We start from the raw sequence: 25799 nt of genomic DNA, 5'->3' as shown, positions 1-25799 counted from the left end.
TTTTCGWTTGTCCAGCTCCGGCGGCTAGCCCCTCGAGGTCACAATAGGAAACCCCCATAAGGCAAAAAGCGCCTTTTGGGGGTTTCCTATTGTGCTTTTCGGGGCTGATCAAACCGCCTCCGCTTTTCTTTACTTATTGAATATTTTTGTTCATTTGTTTGATTGCTGCTTTTTCCAGTCTTGATACTTGTGCTTGTGAGATGCCGATCTCGTCAGCCACTTCCATTTGAGTTTTCCCTTGAAAGAAGCGTTTGCTGATAATGAGTTTTTCACGATCATTCAATCGTCTCATCCCTTCTTGAAGGGCAATTTCTTCAATCCAATGGAAATCACGGTTCTTTTCGTCGCTTAGTTGATCCATCACAAATATTGGGTCTCCCCCATCATTGTATATAGGTTCAAACAGAGATACGGGATCTTGGATGGCATCCAATGCAAATACGATTTCTTCGTGGGATACATCAAGAACTTTCGCAATTTCTTCTGCTGTCGGTTCCCTGGATGTTTCCCCCATCAATTTTTCCCTTACTTGCAGAGCTTTGTACGCAATATCTCGTAGTGAGCGAGATACCCTGATTGGGTTATTGTCTCTTAAATACCTTCGGATTTCCCCAATGATCATCGGAACCGCGTATGTAGAGAATCGAACGTTTTGACCTAAATCAAAATTATCGATGGATTTCATTAATCCGATACACCCTACTTGAAATAAATCATCAACATACTCACCACGGTTATTAAAGCGTTGAATTACACTTAAGACGAGGCGCAAATTCCCATTTACAAGTTTTTCTCTTGCGGTAATGTCGCCCGCTTGCATTTGCTTGAATAGTACTCTCATTTCATCATTTTTGAGAACTGGTAATTTGGAAGTATCTACACCACAAATCTCGACTTTATTACGTGTCATTCTTTCCCCTCCTTGTAGGAGCTGCTGTACAAAATTCAGTATTTCCTTGGAGAGGAAAAATATGCATTCCATTCTGGCAAGTAATGTTTCATATTCTTCAAACCCCTTAAGATATCTGGACAAATTCATATAAAAAAATTTAAAATGGTTTTAAACAAAAAAAACTGACCTTTTCTATAGAAAAGGTCAGTTTTTATCAGGTTATACCATTTTATTAAATTCCTTTTTTAGACGCTTAATAATCCTCTTTTCTAAACGGGAGATATAAGACTGGGAAATTCCAAGCATATCCGCTACATCCTTTTGGGTTTTTTCTTCTTCTCCCATTAGTCCAAAACGGAGCTCCATGATTTGCTTTTCACGATCAGAAAGCTGGTGAAGAGCGTTAAAGAGCAGTTTTTTGTCTACGGTCGCTTCAAGGTCTTTTGTTATAATATCTTCATCTGTTCCAAGGACGTCCGATAATAGTAATTCATTTCCGTCCCAATCAATATTGAGTGGTTCATCAAACGAAACTTCAGAACGAATTTTATTGTTTCTTCTTAAGTACATAAGAATTTCATTTTCTATACACCTGGAAGCATACGTAGCTAACTTGATTTTTTTCTCTGGATTGAATGTGTTTACTGCTTTTATCAAGCCAATCGTACCGATGCTGATCAGGTCTTCAATATTAATTCCTGTATTTTCAAACTTCCTGGCGATATATACGACTAACCTCAAGTTTCGTTCAATCAACAAAGAACGGGCAGCTTTATCACCTTTAGGCAATTTATTGAGTAATACTTCTTCCTCCTCTTTCGTCAGTGGAGGGGGAAGTGCTTCACTACCACCTATGTAGTAAATTTCATCTGTTTTCAGTCCAAGTTTGATTAACAGTTTGTACCAATAGTATAAAAATTTAAATTTGAATTTTTTCATTGTTGCTCCCCCTTCTATTTCTTTAAATTGTGAGTATAGTAGTAATAATTGATTTAAGAAACGTTAAGTACCGGCTTTCGCGAAGCCATTTTTGGATGAACGATCGCTTGAAAATTCCCATCTGCTGAGAGGGAATCCTCTCTGAAGGCGATCAGTCCATTCGGGATCGCCCATTCTGATTCATGATCTTTTAGAATGAGAGAATCAGGTTTTATAGCGGCTAGAAGTTGACTTTTTCTACCCACCGATTGGGCGGGTACAATTCTCATCCGGTCAGACCAGCGAGTGTCGATATTTTTTTCTCCGGAGAAGATTTCATCAATATCGTGGCATAGTGCCCTCACTTCTTCTGGAATTACCCCCTCTATCTCAGCGATGGATAGTATCATGACCGGACTTTTGGATATGGGGTCTTGAAGTTGGTTACCACTGTCAACAAGACCATTTACGGTACATTGAAAATCTTCAATTTTTATGCTTACTGTCAGAAGCTGATCATACTGAATCTTCACTTGCTCAATGCTATCCACTCTGCCCTTAGAAAAATACCAGGCAAGAGGCAGGGCGAGCATAACAAATACCCAGCTTATCGGATCTCCAAAACCACGGATGCTTGCAAGCAACATGGAGGATTCTGTACCAGGGTCGAAACTTATAAAATAATGAGTCCCAATTAATATCCCACCTGTAAAAAAGGTAACAAAATAGAACATAAGAAGATTGGATAAGTAATAGCGCAATCTTCTATACCCAAAAGCTGAGTACACCATGATCATTGAAAATAATAATTTCATAAGAGGGTTTCCTATAAGAGTTGCATAAGGTGAAAAGGCAAGGAGAATAATGATCGATCCTATCAAACTGCCAAGTCCAATTCTCCATAGGGCATATTGTCTTTTTAAGATGATCCCTGTTAACCATAATAAGAAAAAGTCTACCAACAGATTTAACAACCAGATGACATCCAGATATAAGGTCAATCTCTACCCTCCTTTTGAAACTTCACCCAGTTACAGCTATTTAAATTTCGAGATAGGAATGACTTATCAGAAGTATATCGTACATACCCTTTAAAAGGTTGTCATTTTTTGTATGCTTCAAAGGAAAACTTTTCAGAGATTATAACGAAATATGTCACTAAATTTATTCCCGATTCGAGGTATAAAAATAGCTTTGTGAAGCGGATTGGTGATTGGATGGATTAGAGAAAAAAACAGCCCCAAAGGCATAAATGCCTTTGGGGCTGTTTTACTTTTCTTACGGACAAGCTATTATCGGCGGCGGTTACGGTTGCGAAGGAAGGTTGGGATATCCAGTGTTTCTTCCGCTCCCTGATTTTGATTGGAAGAGGTTCTCACCGGCTCTTGGTGTTGAGGCTCTTCGCGTTTAGGTTGTTCGCGCTTGATAGATTGGCTTGGATTTGGACTTTGATTTGGTTTCATTCCACCAAATGTTGGTCGAGTTTGTTTTGGAGGTTGAATCACCTCTTCATTAAACCCTGTTGCAATAACGGTTACGACGATATCATCTTTTAAATCTTCATTAATTACGGAACCGAAAATCATGTTTACTTCTTGATCTGAAGCAGATGCTACAATGTCTGCAGCTTCTTGTACTTCATATAGACTTAAAGATGTACCACCTGTAATGTTCATCAGTACACCTTGAGCTCCATCAATGGATGTCTCAAGTAATGGACTTGAAACGGCTTTTTTTGCGGCTTCCGTCGCACGATTCTCACCAGAAGCAGCACCTATGCCCATGAGTGCTGAACCTTTGTTAGACATGATTGTCTTTACGTCGGCAAAGTCAAGGTTAATAAGACCAGGAGTTGCGATCAGATCTGAGATACCTTGAACACCTTGTCTTAATACGTTATCTGCTTCTCGGAATGCTTCAAGCATTGGTGTGCTCTTATCTACGATCTCAAGCAGACGGTCGTTTGGAATTACGATAAGGGTATCTACTCCTTCTTTCATTGCAGCGATACCACCGCTTGCTTGATTTGAACGCTTTCTTCCTTCAAAGGTGAAAGGCCGTGTAACTACACCAACCGTTAATGCTCCGATTTCTCGGGCAATTTGAGCGATTACCGGAGCTGCACCAGTTCCAGTTCCTCCACCCATTCCAGCTGTAACGAAGACCATATCTGCTCCTCTTAAAGCTTCTTCGATCTGTTCTTTACTTTCTTCGGCAGCTTTTTTCCCCACTTCCGGATTGGCACCTGCTCCTAATCCTCTGGTTAATTTACCACCGATTTGCATTTTTATTTCAGCTTTTGATAGATTCAAAGCTTGCGCATCTGTATTTACAGCGATAAATTCAACACCCTGTACACCATGCTCGATCATGCGGTTTACAGCGTTGTTACCACCACCACCGACACCGATAACTTTTATTGTCGCTAAAGAATCTAAATTTGTATCAAACTCCAACATGACAAATCCTCCTAACTCGTCGAATCTATGGATTCCTTTATTTATTCAAAGAAGTATCCAAAGAACTTTTTCACTTTTGACATGGCCTTTTCATCTTCATGTTCTTCTTCTTTTACCTTCGCAGGCTTTGGCTTTTTATTGGCTGGTTTCGATTGTCGCTTCTCAGCAGCCTCAACAGGCACTGGTTCTGCACTAACTGATCTTCCTTGTAATCTAGCATTCTTTTGAGCGTATTTAATCAAACCTACTGCAGTCGTATACTGAGGTTCCCTAACTCCAATATAATCAGGAATTGCCACCCGTACACGATTTTGGAAAACGATTTGTGCTAATTCTAACACACCTGGAAGATTTGCTACACCACCAGTTAATACATATCCACCTGGCAGGTCCCTGATTCCCATTCGTTTCAGCTCATGGCTAATGAGGTCTAATATCTCTTCCAGCCTTGCTTCTATGATATCAGAAATTTCTAATTGATTAAATTGCTGGTGTTGATCACTACCAATAATTGGCACGCTGAACACTTCATCTTCTGATGCATGGTCATAATAAGCATGTCCATATTTTGTTTTGATTTTCTCTGCATCGTCCGTTGAGGTTCTTAAACCAATCGATAAATCTTTAGTAATATGTTCTCCCCCTACAGGCAGGACAGTTGTAGCTTTAAGGTGACCTTGCTCAAAAACCGCTATTGTTGTAGAGCCGCCGCCAATATCGATCAACGCAGCACCCAGGTTCTTCTCATCCTTTGACAAAGCAACTGAACCAGCTGCAAGAGGTTGAAGAACGATATCGACAATTTCAAGGCCTGCCTTTTCTACACAACGGAGAGTATTATGTAAAATCGTCTTAGATCCCGTAATGATGGTGCCTTCCATTTCCAATCGAACACCAATCATACCTCGGGGATCTGTAATCTCGTCCAATCCATCAACAATGAATTGTCTTGGGATTACATTGATGATTTCTCTTTCTGGAGGAATAGAAACAACCTGGGCTGCATCCATCACTCTTAGAACATCTTCATCGCCGATTTCCCGATTATCACTTGATACTGCCACTACACCATGACAAGATTGAAGCGACACATGGTTGCCGGTAATACCCACGATGACCTGGCTTATAGATAAACCAACCATCCTTTCCGCTTGTTCAACTGCTTTCTTAATTGTATGAACAGTTTCGTCTATATCTACGATGGAACCTTTTCTGATTCCTTCTGAGTTCACATTTCCTACACCGATAATGTTTAAGGAATCATTTGTCATTTCACCAATGATTACTTTTACTGTGGATGTACCGATGTCTAGGCTAACGTAAATTTCATTGCTGTTCACTCTATGGCACCTCCTTAAAGAATGTTTATTTGGAACAACAACCCTAGAAAAACACTATTCTAAGTATATCTTAATTAAGATATTCGTCGTAACAAAAACGATTCCCTTTTAATATTCTAATTTTTTTCTCTTTTTTCTTGATTATTTGACCAATTGCTAATAAGTATTCGTCTAATCACTGCAATGTTCTGGAATAATCTCACTCCAAAAGCAAATACAGCCGCCAGATATAAGTCTACACCAAGATGTACGCCTAGAAAAGCTAAACTTGCTGCTAGTAAAATATTAAAAAAGAATCCAGAAACAAAGACCTTATCATCATAAATATTTTGGAGGTGGGCACGTATGCCGCCAAATAATGTATCCAATGCTGCCAGGACGGCGATCGATAAATAATTCGAGTACTCATCTGGAATTCTAATATCTGTAAGAAGCCCCAATACGACCCCTACCAGCAACCCTAAAAGGGGAAGCCACATATTACCCGTTCCCTCCTCTTTCCTTCACCGGTTCCATTAAACGGACCCGGATGGTATCTTCATATGGTGGAACCACCACTTTTTCTAAAGGCTTTGAAATTGAGACTCGAAGATTATCGATAAAGAAGTCCTCAACAGACTGTGATACCTGCATTCGGTTATACAACCCTTTTGCAGAGTCCAGGTCTTTGGTTAATACTCTCACTTCAAATGGTATTTTTTCAATTGAATATCCATCCACCTTGGTTTCTCCATTAATATCACGAATGACCGAGGTATTGATTAAGCGATGACCATCAATGGAGATATCCATTGCATCATATCGATTCAGTTCATTTACCAGTCTTTCCAACAGTTCCGGTGATATATTTTGAACTTTTTCACCAAGGAGGATTTCTTCCATGGCAGGTTCAATCGTTAAAATAACACCAGGTCCTGTTTTCTCAGTCAGACCTGCTTCTGTTTTCAATTCCTCTAACGTTTGTTTCAACGCGCGTTCTGGACTCGACTGTTGTTCTGTCTTATATTGTTCCAACTTTGCTTCAACTGCACGCATTTCTGCATAAAGATTGGAATTGACTTCTTTTTCTTTTAATAACGCATTTCGTAGTTCCCAAATATCTCGTGTATCCCGGACAACAGGTTCTTTGACTGTTTGGAACTGTATAGCAATCATAAACCCAATAATAATCGTAATAATGGTAAAACTAATTTTTAATTTGTTGTCCATTCATTGCACCTTACTTTCACATCTAACCCTTACTTGGTAACAGCCCGAATAATCCAGTGGACAATCCAATCTTATGATTCACTAATGCTTGGTTCTAAAATTACCGCATTCTTTTTTTCCAATTTAAAAATGATATTATCATTTACAAGCTGGTCTTTAACACCACCCGTGATATTCATGGCTGATGAGAGTACTTCCGGATCTCCGATAGCGGTAATTTCAAACGGAGCGGGATATTCGATTCCATCAATTTGAATAACGGGACCGTTACACAGTATGTATGAATCATGCTTCAGCCTTTGTCCATTTATCGCTACGACAGAAGCACCCGCAATGTATAATTCATTGATCACCTTAAAGACATGGTGTTCATGAACGATATAATTATTGGCGTTTTCCTCATTGGAATCGTAGTCAGCGTCTGATAACGTTACGCTTATCCCAGGCCCTTTCACTTTCGTTTTGCCCAGGTACATTCGATACTTCTCCGCATCTTCTGCCAGGTTAAAATATATTTGTTTCTCTTTAGAGAATTCCTTCTCCATGTTGACGACCTTTTCCTGTTTCTCATAGAGTTCTTCTTGCAGATTGTTATTATTCTGCTGATACTCAAGGATTTGATCTCTTAATGCTTCTTCCTGTTTCCACTGACCATTCGTTCGATTCCCAAGTTCCGCTTGTTCTGTGTTAGCTAGACTATACGAAAAAGCAAGGATGAAACCTAAAACCAGACATACAAGAGAGAGGATTACATGCTTACCTCTCACCCTCATCCTCTTCATCGCTTTGTTCACCTTCCGTTTCATATGCTCTGAAATAAGAACCTACCTCTAAGTCAATGACACCTTTTACTGAAGGATCCAATTGACTGACAATAGAGGGGTAATGCACCATTTTCTCTGAAAAGGTCCGGATGGTGGCACTGACTTCAAATCCATCATTCATGAATAGGGTCAAGTGGTATTGATCTGTTTTCTTTGGAACCAGGTTAATCTCAGATATGAGGTGCTGAACTTCTTTCGGAAGCTCCCCTAATTCTTCTACCATTTTCACTAAGACCTTATCTTCCTCGAAACCTCTTAGTAAAGGAGCATCAACGGGTATTGATTCAGTACCTTTATCCAGAACGTTCCCATTCTCTAATATGACAAAGAATTTATTATCTTTCGATAGATATGCCTTTTTATCGTATTCTTTGATGCGTATTTCATAGGAATTCGGAAAGGACATTTTTACCGTTGCATCTTTTACTTCAGGAAGCTCCTTTAATTGTTCCACGGTTTTATCTTTGTTTACACTCCACAAATTCATGCCGTTGTCAATTCCACTTTTCTGAAGAACCGCCTCATTTGAAACAAGCTCATTCCCATGAACCACCACTTCTTTCACATGACTTAAAGGTGATTGAAAGTAAACCACCGATAGAATCATGAGTAAGAACAAAGAAAGTAAAAACAGCAGTCTGCGATTCGCTTTCTTTTTTCGGTGTTGTTTTAATTTAGGAATACGATCTTCAAGGGAAACAACATTTTCTTTTTTCATTTCGTTCTCCTCAATTTCACTTTGTATTCATTAAGTCATGAATAAGAAAATTCTCACCACGTCTTATAATGAAAGTACTCTTTACATTGGGATACCTTACATTCTATAGGAAGGCAGCAAATGTTAAAAGAGGAACAGAACGTTATTTTCTGCCATATGACATAATGTTGAACGAGAAACCATTTTGGTAGAGTAGAAGGATGGATACTCGGGAATCTGTTATCAGGTCCCTGATCAAAATAATCCAGCATTTCCTAAGATATATTGTCCATACAACTTTTCGTATATGTACATCCATCCTTTTTCAGAAAGAAGCCATCCTATTTATTACACCCTTGCACTCTATTTTAAACACCAATTTCCACATAATGAAGGTATGTCATTGAATTGTAAAAGATTTGGTTAACAAAAGTAATAAACTCTCCTTTATTTTGAAAAGGTCTGATCATAATGCATTACGTATATGTAATTAATTGTAACATCTCACCAATGAATATCCTATTGTTATTTCAATAAAAACAAGGAATTTCAGCGTTTTTTTCTTTAACTCAAAAAGAGACTGACCATAAAAACAGAGGAGGACATGAATGATGAGTTCCTGACTATCAGGCTTTTATCATTCACTTCTTCCGAGCTGTTTCACAGTCAGTCTCTTTGTTAAGTCATTACCGTCTCGTATAGCGGCTAATATTCAACAGCACTCCTACTGCCATTAGCATGAGGGTCAATGATGATCCCCCGTAGCTGAGAAAGGGGAGTGTGATGCCCGTGACCGGCATGAGGCCGGTTACGACCCCAACGTTGATCATCACTTGGATCGCAATCATTGAAACGATCCCTAATGCCAGAAAGCTTCCGAATAGGTCAGGAGCCCCCAGAGCAATTCTGATTCCTCTCCATAATATCAAAGAAAACAGAAGCAGGACTAGAGTTCCCCCGATAAAACCGAGCTCTTCTGCTAAAATCGCAAAAATAAAATCATTTTGAGGTTCGGGCAAATAGAAGAATTTCTGCCTGCTTTGTCCCAGTCCCAATCCAAACAAGCCTCCCGGACCGATTGCATATAGGGACTGAATGATTTGGAAGCCACTATTCAATGGATCCTGCCATGGGTCTAAAAAGGACGTTATCCGTGCAATGCGATAAGGTGCAGATATAACAAGTCCAATGAATCCAACTAATCCAATCATCCCAAGACCGACAAAATGCATGACCCTCGCCCCTGCAATAAAGATCATCACTACTGAAGTACCGACCATCACAGTACCGGTACCCAGATCCGGTTGTAGCATTATCATCCCAAAAGCAGCGAACACTAAGAGAAGCGCCGGCAGGACTCCTTTTCTAAAGGAAGTAATATACTTTTGGTTTTCCGATAAATACTTTGAGAGAAACGCAATCATGGCAAGTTTCATAAATTCTGAAGGCTGAATGGAAAAAGCCCCTACTCCTATCCAGCTCCTGGAACCATTTCTTAGGACACCGATACCCGGGATTAACACCAGTACAAGAAGCACGAAGCAAATGATGATGATGATTTTCGCCCAATTTTTCCAGGTCCAATACTCAACATTCATGATGAAAAACATAGCGAATAACCCTACGCCCGCAAAGAGCACTTGCCTTTTGGCAAAGAAAAAGGAGTCATCGAATTTGTAGTCAGCCCATACAGCGCTTGCGCTGTATACCATAATCAGTCCAATCGCAAGTAAAGTGAGTGTAACCATAATGAGGATAAAATCGGGAGTCGATTTTTTTAAAGGCAATCTTAAACACCTCGAATAGACAAATTTTGAGCCGTTCGAGCAAGAAAACTACTTATCTTGGATTGGTATACTGGTTGTAAAAGTACGGATGCTCTTCATGGACAAGCCCTTATTAAAGCTTATGCACCGCTTCAATAAAAATGTCACCACGTTCTTCAAAAGTTCGATATTGATCCCAACTTGCACATGCCGGGGATAGTAAAACAACATCTCCTTCTTCGGCATGTTCAAAAGCAACAGGAACTGCCTTTTCAACATTATCGACAGGAATAATGGATTGTATCCCTGCCTTTTCCCCTGTTTTCATAAACTTCTCAGACGTTTCCCCAAAGGTGATCAACGTTTTTACATTCTTCAAGTATGGAATCAGGTCGTCGAAATCATTTCCACGGTCCAAGCCTCCAGCAAGCAGGATCGTAGGACCCTCAAACGCATGAAGAGCACTTTTCGTTGCCAGGCTATTCGTTGCTTTCGAATCATTATAAAACTTTACACCCTTCACTTCGCGGACAAATTGCGTTCTATGCTTTACTCCTGTAAAGGTGCCAAGGACTTTCTTAATACTTTCATTTGGCACCCCATAGAGTTTACACGCTGCAATCGCACAAAGGATATTTTCCAGGTTATGTGCACCCGGTAATACAATTGAATCAACTTCGACGATCAACTCATCTTTGAAATAGACCGCCCCGTTTTTAATATAGGCCCCTTCCGCTACTTCTTTCTTCGTTGAAAATGGAATCAATTGCGCTTTTGTAAAGGAGACTGAATCTATAACATGCTCTTGATCAGCATTTAAGATGAGATAATCATGTTTTGTTTGATTTTTAGTAATATTGGATTTCGCCTTCCAATATTCATCCAGGTTTCCATGGTAATCCAGATGTGCATCATATAAATTCGTAATGATGGCAATATGAGGAGCGAATTCTTCAATACCCATCAGCTGGAAAGAGGAGAGCTCAACTACCATTTTTTCATTTTCTTTAGCTTCCTGGGCTACTTCAGAAGCGACCGTTCCGATATTTCCTGCAATAAGAGGCTTTTGGCCGGCCTCTTCAAGCATTTCAAACAGAAGTGTCGTCGTCGTGGTTTTTCCATTTGTTCCTGTAATCCCAATCAATTCTGCCTCAGAAATTAAATATGCAAGCTCAACTTCTGTCAAAACGGGTATGTTATTTTCAATTGCTTTCTTAATTAATGGGTTGTGATAGGGTATTCCAGGATTCTTTATCACATACTGAAAACCTTCATCAAGTAGTTCGATGGGATGACTTCCGCATATCACTTTTATACCTTCCTGAAGAAGCCCCTGAGCTTCCGGGTTTTCAGCCAATGGCTTTTGATCGTTCACTGTTACAAATGCTTCTAACTTATGTAGAAGAGAGGCAGCACTTACCCCACTTTTTGCTAAACCTAATACTAGAACTTTTTTATGTTTGAACTTCGTTATCTTCTTCAATTATAACCACACCTCAATATAGATTCCTAAAACGGCAAATAGCAAACCGACGGTCCAAAAGGTTACAACAACACGCCACTCAGACCAACCGACTAACTCATAATGGTGGTGCAATGGGCTCATTTTAAATATTCGCTTCCCTGTCGTCTTAAATGATGCGACCTGCAGAATGACGGATAGTGTCTCGATGACAAATACCCCACCAATAAGAATTAAGATGATTTCCAATTTGGTTAAAATGGCAATCGTCGCGATCGCTCCACCTAATGCTAATGACCCTGTATCTCCCATAAATACTTTAGCCGGATGGGCATTGAATACTAAGAATCCGAGTACCGCCCCGACTACTGCCACTCCGAAGATCGCGACATCATACTGGGATTGATTCCAGGCTAATACAGCTAGTGCACCAAAAGCAATGGCGCTCGTTCCTGATACCAATCCATCTAAACCATCCGTTAAATTGACAGCATTTGAAAATCCTACAAGCCAAAAAATAATGAATAAACAATAAAACCAACCTAATTCAAATGAAAAATCCGTTAACGGGATCGATACTGTAGTCGGAAAGTCATTTTGCTTAAAGATGAGATAAAAAATGACTGAAATGACAATCTGACCTAATAGCTTTTGCTTGGATGTGAGTCCCAAGTTCCTCTTCATTACGACTTTGATAAAGTCATCAAGGAAGCCTAGCAACCCAAAACCGACCGTCACAAGGATCATTAAATAGGTTTCAGGACCAGGCTCTGAATATTTACCAGTCATTACAAATGTAGTAATCACGATGGAGAGTAGGAACACAATCCCACCCATTGTAGGTGTGCCTGTCTTTTTTTGGTGAGACTGAGGGCCTTCATCACGAATACTCTGCCCAAACTTCAATCTTCTCAGGAAAGGGATAAAAATAGGGGCAAGCAATACTGTTATGAGAAATGCCATAATGATTGTAAAAAAGATCACCTGTTCCATCATCATTATTCCCCTCCCTTTCCGTTATTGGGATCGTTCAATGTTACGTCTGTTGTTTGATTTCGTTCAGATTCGCTGTTAAAAATAAACTTCGTCATAATTTCCCACTTTTCTTGATTGTAATTTTGTGTGTAATCCTCTAGTAAGTCAATGTAAGCTTTATAAACATCTTCAACCATAAATAATGGAAAGTGGTTTGGAACAAATGAAGGTACTTCTTTATTCTTAGGCCAAAGTGATGCAATCGCTCCTAAATCAATACTTTCTAAAAGGTTTATTTCACCACCAAAAGGGACATATAGTCCCTTCTCCATTCCCATACTAGTTGAATTTGAAACTACTAGAAACGCCAAGCCTGGTAGATGTATTCCAGATGTTTCAGGAAATAATTTCTTTACATCATCATAAAAGAGCATTCTTACATCCCCTTTATGATTTGTCTGGCCACTTGGCGGTCATCGAAATCGTATACGTTGTTTCCTATAATTTGATAGGTTTCATGACCTTTCCCCGCGATCAGGACAAAATCGTCAGGTTTGGCAAGGCTCAAAGCCTTTTTAATTGCTTCTTTCCTATCAACTATCAGATGATATTGTTTGCCGACCACCCCAGATTCCATATCCTTGAGAATACTATCAGGATCCTCCGTTCTTGGGTTATCAGAGGTGAAGATAGCAAAGTCCCCATATTCACAGGCAATCTCTGCCATTATTGGCCGTTTAATCTTATCACGGTCTCCTCCACACCCGACCACCACAATAACTTTCCCCTTGGTAATCGACTGTATGGTTTCTAATACATTTTTCAGACCATCTGGAGTGTGTGCATAATCAACGATGACCGAGAAGGGCTGGCCTTCAGAGATTGTTTCAAACCGTCCCCTTACTCCATGTGCCCTCTCCAGGCTTCTTGCACTGTCCTCGATGGGTATACCTGCTGCACTAGCTGTTGCAATCGCAGCCAAAGCGTTATATACATTAAATTGCCCAGCAAATTTTAATACCACCTCTCGTTCTCCAAATGGTGAAACGAGAGTAAAAGCGGACTCTGTTGCTTTCAGGACAATATCTCTGGCATAGAAGTCAGCAGAAGGAGACAGACCATATGTAAATACATGTGCGGCCGTTGCTCTGATAAAAAAATCAGCTGCTTCATCGTCTTTATTAATGATGGCGTATTTAGGAGATTTCTTAAAATAAGTATTCCCTAATTGGGAAAACAATAAGCCTTTTGCATTTCGGTAATTGTCCATGGACTTATGATAATCCAGATGATCCTGAGTCAGGTTTGTGAACACGGCAATATCATAGTCACAGCCGTGAACCCGGCCCTGATGTAACGCATGTGAAGAGACTTCCATGATCGCACTTCGTACCCCTTTATCACAAAACTGTTTAAACGTTTGTTGGAGCGTTAAGCTGTCAGGAGTCGTATTATGACTTACTTGTAACTCATCCCCCACTTTTATGTGCATTGTACCGATTAAACCGGTTTTCATTCCACATTGTGTAAGCACCTGGTCAATCAGATGGGTGGTAGTGGTTTTCCCATTAGTGCCTGTCACACCTATCAACAAAAGCTGATGGGATGGCTGCTTATAAAAGTAATCGGCAAGAATGGCCATTGCTTTCTTCGTATCCGGAACGATAATAACCGGCACGTTTGCTTCTATGCTCCTCTCAGCGAGGATCGCAGCTGCACCGTTCTTCTCTGCCAGTGGGGCGAGTGAATGGCTATCAACCTCTAATCCGTTAATACAGATGAATAGATCACCATTTTTAACTTTCTTATGGTGATTAGCGATGTTTGAAATAGCTGGATTCCCTTCACCCTCTACTGAGAAAAACGGCAGTACTTCCAGCAAAGTGTGCAATCTCATCTTTTCAACTCCTCACAGGTAGAAAGCAACCTTTTTATATTTTACAAAAAAATGCGTATGAAAGCTATAAACCTTTTAACTTAGTTCGTTATGATTATGAAAAAATGGCAGACTGCCACACTATTTAAAGAAAAACGGGGCTTCTCCTTACGGATATAAAGCCCCCGGCATAAATAAAAAGTATATCACAAATACACAATCATGTTGACTTCTTCCCTTAAATCATTCCGAAAGATAGACCCTCACCTTTGAACCTTGCTTGATCTTCACGCCCGGATCGGGAGATTGACTAACCACTTTGTCTCCACTTCCGCTTACATCCAGATCAAGATTTACTAACTGTTCTTGTAACTCTTTTTTCGATAATCCAACTAAGTCAGGGGTTTCAATCAATGGGATATCGGTCCACGTCATCTCTTTCTCAATTTGACCTTTACGTTTTGGCACTCCCATTGCTTCTAAACTATCGCCTATGATACTACCTCCAATAGGGGCTGCTACGACTCCACCGAATTGAATGGTGCCTTTCGGGTTATCAACAGCCACGTACACGACAATTTCAGGGTCATCCGCAGGTGCAATTCCCATAAAGGATACGATGTGATTGTTTTCTAAGTATTTACCATCCTTTGCTTTTTGAGCGGTTCCCGTTTTCCCGCCTACTCGATAACCATCTACAAAAGCTTTCTTACCGCTCCCTTTCGCTACAACACTTTCCAATGCTTCACGAATCTGTTTTGATGTTTCTTCTGAAATGACCCTCTTCTTCATTTGAGGTGTCTTTCTCATCACTACTTCTCCAGTTGAAGGGTCAATCAACTCCTTAGCTATATACGGTTGATACAGTATTCCTCCATTTACCGCTGCTGATACAGCCGCTACCTGTTGAATCGGCGTGACCGCAACTCCCTGGCCAAAGGCTGTCGTAGCTTGTTCTACAGGACCGACCCGGTCAATATTAAAGAGAATCCCCTTCCCCTCTCCTTGAAGATCAATACCGGTCTTTTGTCCAAAACCAAAATCATTAATATAGCTGAATAGTTTTTCTTTCCCTAATCTCTCACCTAACTCGACAAACCCCGGATTACATGAATTTTGGACCACTTCCAAAAATGTTTGGGTTCCATGTCCTCCCCTCTTCCAACAATGAAGGGTGGATCCGGCAACTTCAACATGACCGGGATCATGGAATTTTTCTTTATAAAGATCCACCTTATTTTCCTCCAACGCTGCAGCAAGAGTAATGATCTTAAACGTGGAACCGGGTTCATAGGTGCTCCAAATCGGTAAATTCCGGTTATAGATTTCCTGTGGTACATTCCGGAAATTCGCCGGGTCAAAAGTCGGCCTGCTTGACATCGCCAATATCTCCCCATTCTTAGGATTCATGGCAATGGCGATGATTCCATCAGGGTTGTATGTCGCTTGAGCAATATCCAATTCACGCTCCACGATGGTCTGGACTTTCGTATCAATCGTAAGCTTTAAATCAAGGCCGTTTTCCGGTTTTTCAAAATCATCTGCCATATCAGGCATTCGCTTCCCTTTTGCGTCGGAGAAAAATTTCACATATCCTTTATCCCCACTAAGCTCCTCATCATATGAAAGTTCAAGTCCCATAAGGCCCTGATTATCAATTCCCGCGAAGCCAAGAACATGGGATAAATAACTGCCGTATGGATAATAACGTTTAGAATCTTCGCCTAAGTAAACCCCTTTTAGATTCAGGTCCCTGACCTCTTTCGCTTTTTCATACGAAAGCTTTCTCGCTTCTTTAATCAACACCATACTGTCTCTCTGTGTAACATATTTATATGCAGATTCTACTGAAATATTAAGAACAGCTGCCAGTTTATCCGCCGTCCCTTTAGGATCAGTGATTTGTCTCGGAACAACAAATATCGTCGGGGCACTTTGATTTCCAGCTAGTTCTACCCCATTACGGTCTACTATTTTCCCTCTCTCCGGTTGAAATGGGATATTTCGACTCCAGGAGTCCTTTGCTAAACCTGTAAGCCAGTCCCCTTTAAAAAACTGAACATACCCCAGCCTTATATCAATAATGGAGAAAATCAGGACTCCTACTACAAGCGCTACTGCTAACCTTTTCCTTACCGTTACATTGGATACTCTTTTCACTAATGGAACCTCCCCTTCTATGGCTCGTTCCATTATATGCTTGGACTTATTTGGGTATGTTCGAAATCCATGAAAGGATGAGGAAGGTGTTATCATTTACGTCAATTTAATCGGTTGGTTCCATAAGAAAAGGGCGACTTCGATGTGAATGGCACTCATACCTAAATCGGTTCAAAGAAATCGATCCAGGTGCTCTCGAGTGAGTCACATACATAAGTCAGCCCTGTTTATTTAATTCAATGGTGGTTCTTCCGTATTCTCATCTTCACCTTGCTGTACTTGTTCTTCCGGAGTACTAAAGTTAACCACTAGAGGCTCTCCTTTTACCACAGGAACCCCCGGTTGAATATTTTGACTGACAGCATAGCCATTTCCAACCATATTGATCTTCAGTCCTGCAAGATTTGCAACCTTAAAGACATCCCTTACAGACCATCCCTTCATATCCGGAATCGTGATGTCTCCATCGGTTTTGATTACAACTCTTTCCCCTTCAAGAATCCTACTTCCAGCTTGGGGCAGTTGCTTGATAACGCTCGAGCCATTTCCAACAACAACGGGTGAAGCCCCTGCTTTTTCGAGCTCTTTTTTAGCTTCTTCCACACTCATTTCTTTCGTATCAGGAAGAGAATGTTTTTTCAAACTCACTTTTTCCTGAGGTTTAATATTTAAGTATTTCAAGCTATTTTGCATGACAGGATTGAAAACAGCTGCTACAGGATCCGAACCTATTTCAGTCGGTTCTAATTCGGGTTGTTGAATACCCACATAGACGATTAACTGAGGGTCATCAGCCGGAGCCATACCCATGAAGGAAAATAGATAATTTTCTTTACCGTACATATACCTTCCTGTTTCAGGATCAGGGATTTGCGCAGTGCCTGATTTACCTGCAACGCTATAACCCTCAATGGCAAAACGGGTCCCTGTGCCTTCCTCGGAAGTTACAGTTGATTCTAAGTATTCCCGTACCTTTTCGGCCGACTCTTTCGTAATCGGATTTCCAGCAACTTTTGGTTTTGTTTCCTCAACCACTTTCTTTGTATTTGGATCTACAATCTTTGAGATAACATAGGGCTGCATCATTTTTCCGTCGTTCGCAATTGCCGACTCGGCTTGAATCATTTGAAGCGGGGTAACGGTTGTACCTTGCCCAAAAATCGTGGTGTATTTTTCAATTGGGTAATGATAAAGAATAGATCCAGAAGCTTCATGTGGTAATCCCACACCTGTTGGTTCACCAAATCCAAAACTATTTAAATATCCTTCGAACTTTTTAAAACCTATTTTGTCCAATAAATTCGCAAATGCTACATTGGAAGATCTTTGGACGCCTTCTAAATAAGAAATCGTTCCCCAGCCTTCTCCACCATTATGGTCCCTGATAGGATTAGGAACATTATCAACATAATATTTACCAGATTCATAGGCTTCATTCGGGTTAAACTTCCCTTCATTTACAGCGGCAGCCAATGAAAAAGCTTTCATAGTCGAACCAGGCTCAATCGTTTCCTCCACTATGAAGTTTGTCCAATTGTCAAGTAAACCTTCTCTCGTATCAGGGTGAAAAGTTGGTCTTTGTGACATCGCTAGTATCTTTCCAGTTTTTGGGTCTGATACGATCGCAAACATTTTCTTTGGTTTATATTTCTTTTGCACTTCATTCATGGCTTCTTCTAAGAATGTTTGAACTTTCTTGTCGATTGTTAGGTAAATATCATTTCCATCTTGTGGTGATGTTACATGCTCATCTGCATTTGGCAATAAATATCCCCAAACATCACTCTTATATTCCACCGAGCCGTCCTTGCCGCTTAACACATCATCAAAGCTTGCTTCCACACCCATTTTCCCTACTGTTTTGGAATCACCATTATCCCCAGTGGTTTTTTGTGCAAAACCAATAAGGTGAGGTGCGAATGAGCCATTAGGATAAAATCGCTTTGCTTCCTTCCTGAATGTGATTCCAGGTATGTTTTCTTCTTTAATCTCGAGCATCATTTGATGAGACAGGTCTCTACCAGCAGATCCAAATTCCACCTGATACGCCCCATCCTGATTGAGACGGTCATATATTTCGCTTTCTTTCAACTCAAGATATGGAGCCAGGGCCTTTGCCGTTTTCTCAGGATCTGTCACATGCTTGGGCTTCTTCGGATCACTCGTGATGCTCGGATCTAAAATGGCCACGAGTGTATAAGCTGAAGTATCCTCGGCAATGACTTCACCTTTCCCGTCAAAAATTGTACCCCTGTGAGCTTCTAAAATGTGACTTTTTATATATTTTTTTGCCGCTTGTGATGCCAGGACCTTACCTTCAGCTTCCCCAGTGACCTGAATCGTGACAAAGCGAACCATTAATACAAAAAAGAGCAAGCCGAAAATCCCGAAAAGGATGGCTGCCCCTATGTTCATGCTTGGTCTTTTTTTCATTATTGTTCAACAACCTTAACGTTCTTTTCTTTCAAGTTAAGTCCAAGCTCTTTTGCTTTTTCAAGAATACGCTCATACGTACTAAGCTCACTAACTTGAAGTTTAAGATCATTATTTGACTTTTCCTGTTTTTCAATGGTTGATTCAACGTGCTGGACTTCTTTATTCACATCATAGATGGCAGCTTGTGTTGTCACAATCTGAACCGCTAAGAAGCAAAATACAGCTGCGAAAATGGCAACAAGGATTTTTTCCCCCGGTGTGATGACGGATCTTCTCTCATCACTAAGGCGCTTGGGCTTGGCATGAACGGATTGATTGGTTTTCTCAACTTTTTGCTGCTCGTACTTTCTGGCTAAGTTACTCAATATTCTCCCTCCTGTTTCCTTCTATTTATATATTTTTTTCTGCGATTCTTAATTTAGCTGACCTAGCGCGATTATTTTCTTCTAATTCGTCATCACTAGGCAGGATCGGTTTTCTTGTTACAAGCTTCAGTTCTGCTTCATACCCTTCAGGAATAATCGGTAATCCTGGAGGCAGGTCAGGTCCTGATGCCTTCTCCTTGAACATCGTTTTGCAAATGCGGTCTTCCAGGGAATGGAAAGTAATCACGCTCACCCTTCCCCCCTTATGAAGAAGCCCTATCGCTTGTTCAAGTGAATCTTCAAAGGCTCCCAATTCATCATTCACGGCAATCCGTATGGCTTGGAAGACTCTCTTAGCAGGATGACCGCCTTTTCGTCTTGCAGGTGCAGGGATACCATCCTTGATGAGCTCGACAAGTTCACCCGTTGTTTCAATCGCCTTCAATTCACGTGCCGCTTCAATTTTTCTCGCTATTTGCTTAGAGAACTTTTCTTCTCCATATCGATAAAAAATCCGAACTAAATCTTCAAACGACCAATGATTAACCACATCATGAGCAGTAACTTCACCTTGCAAGTCCATTCTCATGTCGAGTGGGGCATCATGGTGATAACTGAACCCTCTTTCCGGAGTATCCAGTTGAGGCGATGACACACCCAGGTCGTATAAAATCCCATCCACACTATGTACTCCAAGTTGTTCAAGTTCTTCCTTTAGATTTCGGAAATTAGATTGAACGAATGTAACTCTATCCTGATAGGATGAAAGCTTTTCTTTTGCGTGGTTGATGGCTGTTTCATCCTGGTCGAAGCAATACAGATGACCCTCCGGTGATAACTTTCTCACAAGATACTCGCTGTGCCCTGCTCCACCGAGAGTACAATCTACATAGACTCCATCTTCTTTAATATTCAGGCCATCCACCGTTTCTTTTAATAATACGGTTGTATGTTTAAACATGTTGAATTCACCTTTCCAATCGAACGTATTGTGGAGGGTTAAATATCAAACCCTACCATATTCTCTGCAAGCTCAGCAAATGAATCTTCAGACTGTGTGAAATAGTCTTCCCATAATGATTTACTCCAAATCTCAATTCGATTGGAAACTCCTAAAATAATGCATTCTTTATCTAATTGTGCATAATTCACAAGTGTAGCAGGAATATTCACCCTGCCTGTCTTATCTAATTCGCTCTCAGTTGCTCCAGAGAAGAAGAATCGAGTGAAGGCACGGGCATCTTTCTTTGTCAGTGGTAGGGCTTTGAGCTTGTCTTCAAGAGCTCGCCACTCATCCATGGGATAACCAAATAAACATTGATCCAACCCTCGGGTAATGACAAATGAATCTCCGAGGTGATCACGGAACTTGGCAGGTACGATTAAACGGCCTTTATTATCAATGTTATGTTGATATTCGCCCATGAACATATGCACTGCCCCCACTTTCTAACACAAATGTACCACATCCCCCCACTTTTCTCCACTCTTTTCTAAATTCTTTACTTGCAAAATATTTCCTCTATTTTTCATTAGTGTTTTTCTCTCTTTTCCAGACAATTTTTCACAGGTGAAATTTGTCTTTATACAACGTAAAAAGGACCTAATTCGCAATATAAAGCGAATTAAGTCCTTTTATTTTTTTACTTGTCGAGACCATTAATGCTATACGAGCCTTCAATTAGATATATATCACTTTGTGAGTCCCATCGAATGTGAATTCAAGAAGTGTCAGGTCTTTTACAAAATCAGGTCCGTATTTGTTTAAGAAATAAAGGACATTCCACGTTCTTTCCTGCGGCCCTTCATTTGGTCTGATGCTGTTTTCCACCTTCATGAATTGATTAAAGGTTAATGAATTCTTATCCTTCAAGGCTTTGTCCACTTTGTTGCGCAGATAATCGAATTGACTCAGATGGAATTCAAGATTCTTATCAATGATCGGATGTAATCCTTGATCAATACTGACTGCCTTTTCGCGAATCTTTTCATATTTACGCTGCAGTTCTTCCTGGATTTCCTTCATTTCAAACTCTAAATCCGGGCGCTCGAGGGATTTCCAAAATGCATTACGAGACGTAGAAACTCCTTCTGTAATCACTCCATGCAGAGTCAATTGAAGATCTTGGATTCTCTTCTCTATTTCTCGTTCCACTATTGTTATATTTAACCTCGGGACAACCGGAGGCATCTTCAAGTCCACATATTCAAAGGCTTTTTTCAATTCACCCCAATAGGCAATTTCGCCAGGGCCGGCCACAAATGCGAGTGTTGGAAATAACCATTCTTGCATCATGGGTCTGGTGACAACATTATTACTGAATGATTCTGGACTTTCATCCAGTATGGATAGCAATTCAAGACTGGAATATGCTTTACCTCTATTCTTCTCAAAGAACTTATTCCCTTCTCTTTCTAACAAAGCACGTTCATCCTGAAGTTGGATAAAGAGATTGGCGGCTATAGGGGAAATATCCAATTGAGTTCCATACCCATTGTTCCGGATTTCTTCTTGTTGCTCAAGCACCTTATCTGTGATGGACTGACTGTTTTCTATCAAATGGTGAAAATGTCTTGATTCTAGTTTCCTCAATAGTGGATATGCAGAATCGATGACCAATAATCCGAAATCTTTGAATAAGCTCATTACAATATGGGCAAAGAAGCGAACAATATCCTCTTCTTCTTCAATCATTTTAGTAAGATCAGATGACAACTGATTTGTATGTTCTGTTTCTCCCAGCATCACTAATATGTCATGGAGCCATTTCTTCATTACTGTTTTATTATACGTAATATGAGAGGTCATTTTCTTTTTTACTACTCTCTCCGGATATCCGACCTTTTCAAGCTTTGATCCTTTTTCTACGTATATATGATTCACTTCTTGATAATCGTGATCTTCACCCGCAATCCAAAAAACAGGTACAACAGGATGCTTTAGTTCGGCTTCCTGTTGCCTGGCTAGTTGAATGACCGAAATGATTTTATGTATCGTGTAGAGTGGACCAGTCATTAGACCGGCCTGTTGCCCAGCGATGACAGTTACGGCATCGTTTCTCAATTTCCCCAACGATTCTTCTACCTTTTCAGATGACGGCAGTGACTCCATATATGAAGATATACATTCTGCAAGATCCTCTCTCTCAAACTGACGAGAAGCTAAATCTTTCATCCGATCAGAATAGACGGAAGAACTGTTTACGTTATAGTGAAAAAAAGAAGTGACTGGCTCTTCTTGTTTTAAATATTGAGAGGCGAACTTATTTATTGCTGGAATGTTTAAGCTTTCCACTTCCATTTGAATGACTCCTTTTCTAGCTCTTTATATCCTAACGATGAGTATATCATTCTACATTAAGAAAAGGAAAAAACTTGCCTGTTGTTTTTACTAATACAAATCAAGAATGCGGAGGATCAGTCCAGTGATCATTAATGTTATGTAAGCCGTAAAGAATAAGAGAAAGTTCAGTCGCCAGAAACCTCTCAGCACCTTAGGGTAGTGAATTTCCCCCTTTGCTTTCCAATACATGATGGCAAATAGGACTCCAATGGAGCAAATGATAAGGAAGATCAGCCATAGGTAAGAGGTTTGCCAAATGGCGATGACAATGAAGTGAACCGAGACGATTAATAGAAAGGTTGTTACATCTATGGCCAGATGGACGGCTTTCCTATGGTTCTTCATGATCTCTTTCGCTAGAATGAAACTGATGAAATACCCCAAAAATGGGATTAATACAAATATGGCAATGATGGTCGAAAAAATCGAAGCCATTTTATCCCCCCAGACCTTCTCTTTCAATTCCTTTAACTAATCTGTATACTACATTCATGGTGGGTACAAAATGGTGTTCTTTTTGTGCTTTTTCCAGAAGAACGCCTAATATAGACTCTATTTCTGTTTTCCTTACAGCTTCTATGTCTTTTAGCATGGAAGACCTATTTTGGTATGTATTTTTGCAAACTTCCTCCACCCCTTCAAAGGAAACAATCCTTTCCATATGAGGAAATAGGAGAAGCAGTTCTTGGAATAAGTCCCTCTGTAATTGATGCAGATGCGGGTTTTCAACCAGCTTTCCGTTCCTTACCCGTGCCAAAGCCGTCAGGGGGTTAATGAGTACATTGACGAATAACTTAGTTAGGAGCATTTCCTCAAATTCTTGTTTTAATAAAAATGGAAAAGAAGGAATACTCTGTGATACTAATTCTTCTACAACTCCCCATTCTCCTTTAATTAATGCAAGATTTGTCTTTGCTTCTCCCAAATGATGGAGTTCGTGGTCGTTTTCTTTCAGAGCGCCATGCTCTACGGAACCCGCCAGTATATTGTGGTGGGGCAAGGATTTCACCCAATCCAAATGCCCAATCCCATTCTGAAGAAATAATAGGGGTTGGTTCATATCCATCAGTACCAACACATTTTCAAGAGGTTTCAAATCATATTCCTTCACTGCCACAATGACGAAGTCAAACTTGATGGGAACTTCTGTAAGAAGATCTGAGTGGACTCGCGTTGTGAATGAAGAACCTCCTTTATGTACAGTTATTCCGTTCATTAACAGGCTCTGAACCTGCGCCTCTCTCCTTACAATAAGTGTGACATCAAACTTTTGGCCCAAATAACCCGCAAATAATAGCCCAACTGCTCCTCCTCCAACGATTCCTATTTTCATATTGACTCCTTACTCGTACATGTTTTTAAGAATAGTTTACCAAATTTTCGGCAACTAGAAAACCATAGGCTAAAAGAAGCATCCTTTACTCGAAAGAAAAGACCCGTCCCAAAGGAACGAGCCATACCTAACATTTATTTAAACAGGGTATACGGGATGTTTTCTTTCACTAAATTGAACATCTTTGGTTTCATAAAGTTTATAACGTTGAATTAATACAGAACGCAACTCATTTGGTGCTGTAATTTCATCTACAATTAATTCCGATGCCAATTTATAAATATCGATATGTTCTTTATATTCCTTCTGTTTTTCTTGAACATATTGAATTCTCTCTTTTGGATCTTCGATAGCTTGTATCTTATTTGAATAAACCGCATTTACGGCTGCTTCAGGTCCCATTACAGCAATTTGGGCTGTAGGAAGGGCAATACAAACATCCGGATCAAAAGCTGGACCTGCCATTGCATATAGACCGGCACCGTATGCTTTTCTTACAATGACAGATATCTTCGTAACCGTTGCAGAACTCATGGCAGCTATCAACTTTGCTCCATGTCGAATGATCCCGGCTCTCTCCACTTTTGTCCCTATCATAAACCCGGGCACATCAGCCAGGAATAACAACGGAATATGGAAGGCATCACATAACTGTATGAATTTCGCTCCCTTGTCCGCAGAATCATGGAAAAGGACTCCTCCCTTTACCTTAGGCTGATTGGCAATGATCCCGACCACTTTACCATCCATGCGCCCGAAGCCAGTGATTAATTCAGGAGCGAAAAGTTTTTTCAATTCAAAGAAACTTCCTTCATCAATTAATGTATCGATGCAATCGTACATATTAAAAGGTGCATTTTGATGTTCCGGGATAATGTCTTCTAACAGCTTCTCATGCTTAGGAGCGAGACCTTCCTTAACGGCAGGCTTGTGCTGATAATTCGCTGGGAAATAGCTTAAATATCTCTTCGCTTCTTCAATCGCTTCCTCTTCAGATGCCGCAAGAAGATCTCCACATCCACTGACAGTGCAGTGCATTCTTGCACCACCCATTTCTTCAAGCGTTACTTTTTCACCGATCACTTTCTCTGCCATTCGAGGAGAACCAAGATACATAGATGCATTTCCATCAACCATGATCACTATGTCACAGAAAGCAGGGATATACGCTCCACCAGCTGCTGAAGGACCAAAAAGAACACAAATTTGCGGAACCATTCCTGACATTTTCACTTGATTGTGAAAGATCTTACCTGCCCCACGTCGATTAGGGAACATATCCAACTGATCGGTAATACGAGCTCCGGCTGAATCTACTAAATAATAGATTGGCACTTTTAAATTCAGCGCGGTTTCTTGTATCCGAATGATTTTCTCTACCGTTCTCGCTCCCCATGATCCTGCTTTAACTGTGGAATCATTGGCCATAACACAAACAGTCTGGCCTCCAACCTTTCCAATTGCCGTTACGACTCCGTCCGCAGGCAGATCTTCAGCCTTATTGTTTGCAAACATACCATCTTCTTGATAATCCCCATTATCAAATAATTGTTGAAGTCGATCACGAACAAACATCTTTTTCTGTTCTTTCAATTTCTCATGATATTTAGGCTGTCCACCCGAAGTAATCCTTTCTCTCGTTTGTTCGAGAGTGTTGATGATCGTTTTAGATGTCGACATAATATCCCCTCCGTCGTTTTATGTAAATGCGTAAACAAGTCAGAGATGAACACACCATCTCTGA

Annotated in this window: 23 protein-coding genes; all 23 read right to left on the bottom strand. The window is 40.4% G+C overall.

Translation table 11 applies throughout. The features are described 5' to 3' along the window. Positions 1-133: 133 nt before the first annotated feature. The gene (gene sigG, locus FZC88_RS02635; RefSeq protein WP_222928932.1) at positions 134-982 is read right to left on the bottom strand and encodes an RNA polymerase sporulation sigma factor SigG; all 849 of its coding nucleotides are present in this window, start codon (positions 980-982) and stop codon (positions 134-136) included. 129 nt (positions 983-1111) lie between these two features. Beyond that, positions 1112-1831: an RNA polymerase sporulation sigma factor SigE gene (gene sigE, locus FZC88_RS02630; protein ID WP_113968294.1), complete on the bottom strand. Its 720-nt coding sequence runs from the start codon at positions 1829-1831 to the stop codon at positions 1112-1114. A 53-nt stretch (positions 1832-1884) separates the two neighbouring features. Next, positions 1885-2811, bottom strand: a complete 927-nt coding sequence (gene spoIIGA, locus FZC88_RS02625) for a sigma-E processing peptidase SpoIIGA (protein WP_148993552.1) — start codon at positions 2809-2811, stop codon at positions 1885-1887. 291 nt (positions 2812-3102) lie between these two features. Beyond that, a complete protein-coding gene (gene ftsZ, locus FZC88_RS02620; RefSeq protein ID WP_148968669.1) occupies positions 3103-4269 on the bottom strand; it encodes a cell division protein FtsZ in 1167 nt (388 codons plus the stop codon). A 41-nt stretch (positions 4270-4310) separates the two neighbouring features. Beyond that, positions 4311-5609, bottom strand: coding sequence for a cell division protein FtsA (gene ftsA / locus FZC88_RS02615; protein WP_148968668.1), 1299 nt, complete (start codon positions 5607-5609; stop codon positions 4311-4313). A gap of 116 nt (positions 5610-5725) precedes the next feature. Then, entirely contained in the window at positions 5726-6088 is a 363-nt protein-coding gene (locus FZC88_RS02610; protein WP_113968298.1) for a small basic family protein, read from the bottom strand. A gap of 1 nt (position 6089) precedes the next feature. Next, positions 6090-6818 carry a DUF881 domain-containing protein gene (locus tag FZC88_RS02605; protein WP_148993551.1) on the bottom strand — a complete coding sequence of 243 codons (729 nt, stop codon included), beginning with the start codon at positions 6816-6818 and terminating at the stop codon, positions 6090-6092. A gap of 71 nt (positions 6819-6889) precedes the next feature. Then, positions 6890-7591, bottom strand: a complete 702-nt coding sequence (locus tag FZC88_RS02600; RefSeq protein ID WP_262371787.1) for a DUF881 domain-containing protein — start codon at positions 7589-7591, stop codon at positions 6890-6892. Further along, on the bottom strand, positions 7575-8360 hold the full coding sequence (locus FZC88_RS02595; RefSeq protein WP_148993549.1) for a cell division protein FtsQ/DivIB: 786 nt from the start codon (positions 8358-8360) through the stop codon (positions 7575-7577). The genes FZC88_RS02600 and FZC88_RS02595 overlap by 17 nt, the downstream gene beginning before the upstream one ends. Positions 8361-9025: 665 nt before the next feature. After that, positions 9026-10126: a stage V sporulation protein E gene (gene spoVE / locus FZC88_RS02590; RefSeq protein ID WP_148968664.1), complete on the bottom strand. Its 1101-nt coding sequence runs from the start codon at positions 10124-10126 to the stop codon at positions 9026-9028. A 112-nt stretch (positions 10127-10238) separates the two neighbouring features. After that, complete coding sequence (gene murD, locus FZC88_RS02585) at positions 10239-11588, bottom strand: UDP-N-acetylmuramoyl-L-alanine--D-glutamate ligase (protein ID WP_148993548.1); 1350 nt, start codon at positions 11586-11588, stop codon at positions 10239-10241. Beyond that, a complete protein-coding gene (gene mraY, locus FZC88_RS02580; RefSeq protein WP_148994263.1) occupies positions 11589-12563 on the bottom strand; it encodes a phospho-N-acetylmuramoyl-pentapeptide-transferase in 975 nt (324 codons plus the stop codon). Positions 12564-12565: 2 nt separating this feature from the next. Continuing rightward, positions 12566-12976 carry a hypothetical protein gene (locus FZC88_RS02575; protein WP_148968662.1) on the bottom strand — a complete coding sequence of 137 codons (411 nt, stop codon included), beginning with the start codon at positions 12974-12976 and terminating at the stop codon, positions 12566-12568. 2 nt (positions 12977-12978) lie between these two features. Further along, positions 12979-14439 (bottom strand): UDP-N-acetylmuramoyl-L-alanyl-D-glutamate--2,6-diaminopimelate ligase, encoded by a 1461-nt coding sequence (locus tag FZC88_RS02570; RefSeq protein WP_148993547.1) that lies wholly within the window; start codon positions 14437-14439, stop codon positions 12979-12981. 222 nt (positions 14440-14661) lie between these two features. Further along, positions 14662-16578, bottom strand: a complete 1917-nt coding sequence (locus tag FZC88_RS02565) for a stage V sporulation protein D (protein WP_262371627.1) — start codon at positions 16576-16578, stop codon at positions 14662-14664. A gap of 231 nt (positions 16579-16809) precedes the next feature. Then, positions 16810-19011, bottom strand: a complete 2202-nt coding sequence (locus FZC88_RS02560; RefSeq protein WP_148993545.1) for a penicillin-binding protein — start codon at positions 19009-19011, stop codon at positions 16810-16812. Then, positions 19011-19379, bottom strand: a complete 369-nt coding sequence (gene ftsL, locus FZC88_RS02555) for a cell division protein FtsL (protein ID WP_148993544.1) — start codon at positions 19377-19379, stop codon at positions 19011-19013. Before ftsL ends, FZC88_RS02560 begins: the two co-directional genes overlap by 1 nt. 25 nt (positions 19380-19404) lie before the next feature. Further along, the gene (rsmH, locus tag FZC88_RS02550; RefSeq protein ID WP_148968657.1) at positions 19405-20340 is read right to left on the bottom strand and encodes a 16S rRNA (cytosine(1402)-N(4))-methyltransferase RsmH; all 936 of its coding nucleotides are present in this window, start codon (positions 20338-20340) and stop codon (positions 19405-19407) included. 38 nt (positions 20341-20378) lie between these two features. Then, positions 20379-20810: a division/cell wall cluster transcriptional repressor MraZ gene (gene mraZ, locus FZC88_RS02545; RefSeq protein ID WP_148968656.1), complete on the bottom strand. Its 432-nt coding sequence runs from the start codon at positions 20808-20810 to the stop codon at positions 20379-20381. A gap of 250 nt (positions 20811-21060) precedes the next feature. After that, complete coding sequence (gene bshC, locus FZC88_RS02540; RefSeq protein ID WP_148993543.1) at positions 21061-22680, bottom strand: bacillithiol biosynthesis cysteine-adding enzyme BshC; 1620 nt, start codon at positions 22678-22680, stop codon at positions 21061-21063. 90 nt (positions 22681-22770) lie between these two features. Then, the gene (locus FZC88_RS02535) at positions 22771-23157 is read right to left on the bottom strand and encodes a DUF3397 domain-containing protein (RefSeq protein ID WP_148968654.1); all 387 of its coding nucleotides are present in this window, start codon (positions 23155-23157) and stop codon (positions 22771-22773) included. 1 nt (position 23158) lies between these two features. Next, a complete protein-coding gene (locus FZC88_RS02530; protein ID WP_148993542.1) occupies positions 23159-24055 on the bottom strand; it encodes a 2-dehydropantoate 2-reductase in 897 nt (298 codons plus the stop codon). Between the two features lie 138 nt (positions 24056-24193). Further along, positions 24194-25735 (bottom strand): acyl-CoA carboxylase subunit beta, encoded by a 1542-nt coding sequence (locus FZC88_RS02525; protein ID WP_148993541.1) that lies wholly within the window; start codon positions 25733-25735, stop codon positions 24194-24196. Positions 25736-25799 lie beyond the last annotated feature (64 nt).

Origin of the sequence: Rossellomorea aquimaris (assembly GCF_008180865.1) — a bacterium.
In the GTDB taxonomy this organism is placed as follows: Bacteria; Bacillota; Bacilli; order Bacillales; family Bacillaceae_B; genus Rossellomorea; species Rossellomorea yichunensis.
Note: the sequence above shows the minus strand (reverse complement) of the source record. Positions and strands in the feature narration are given on the sequence as shown.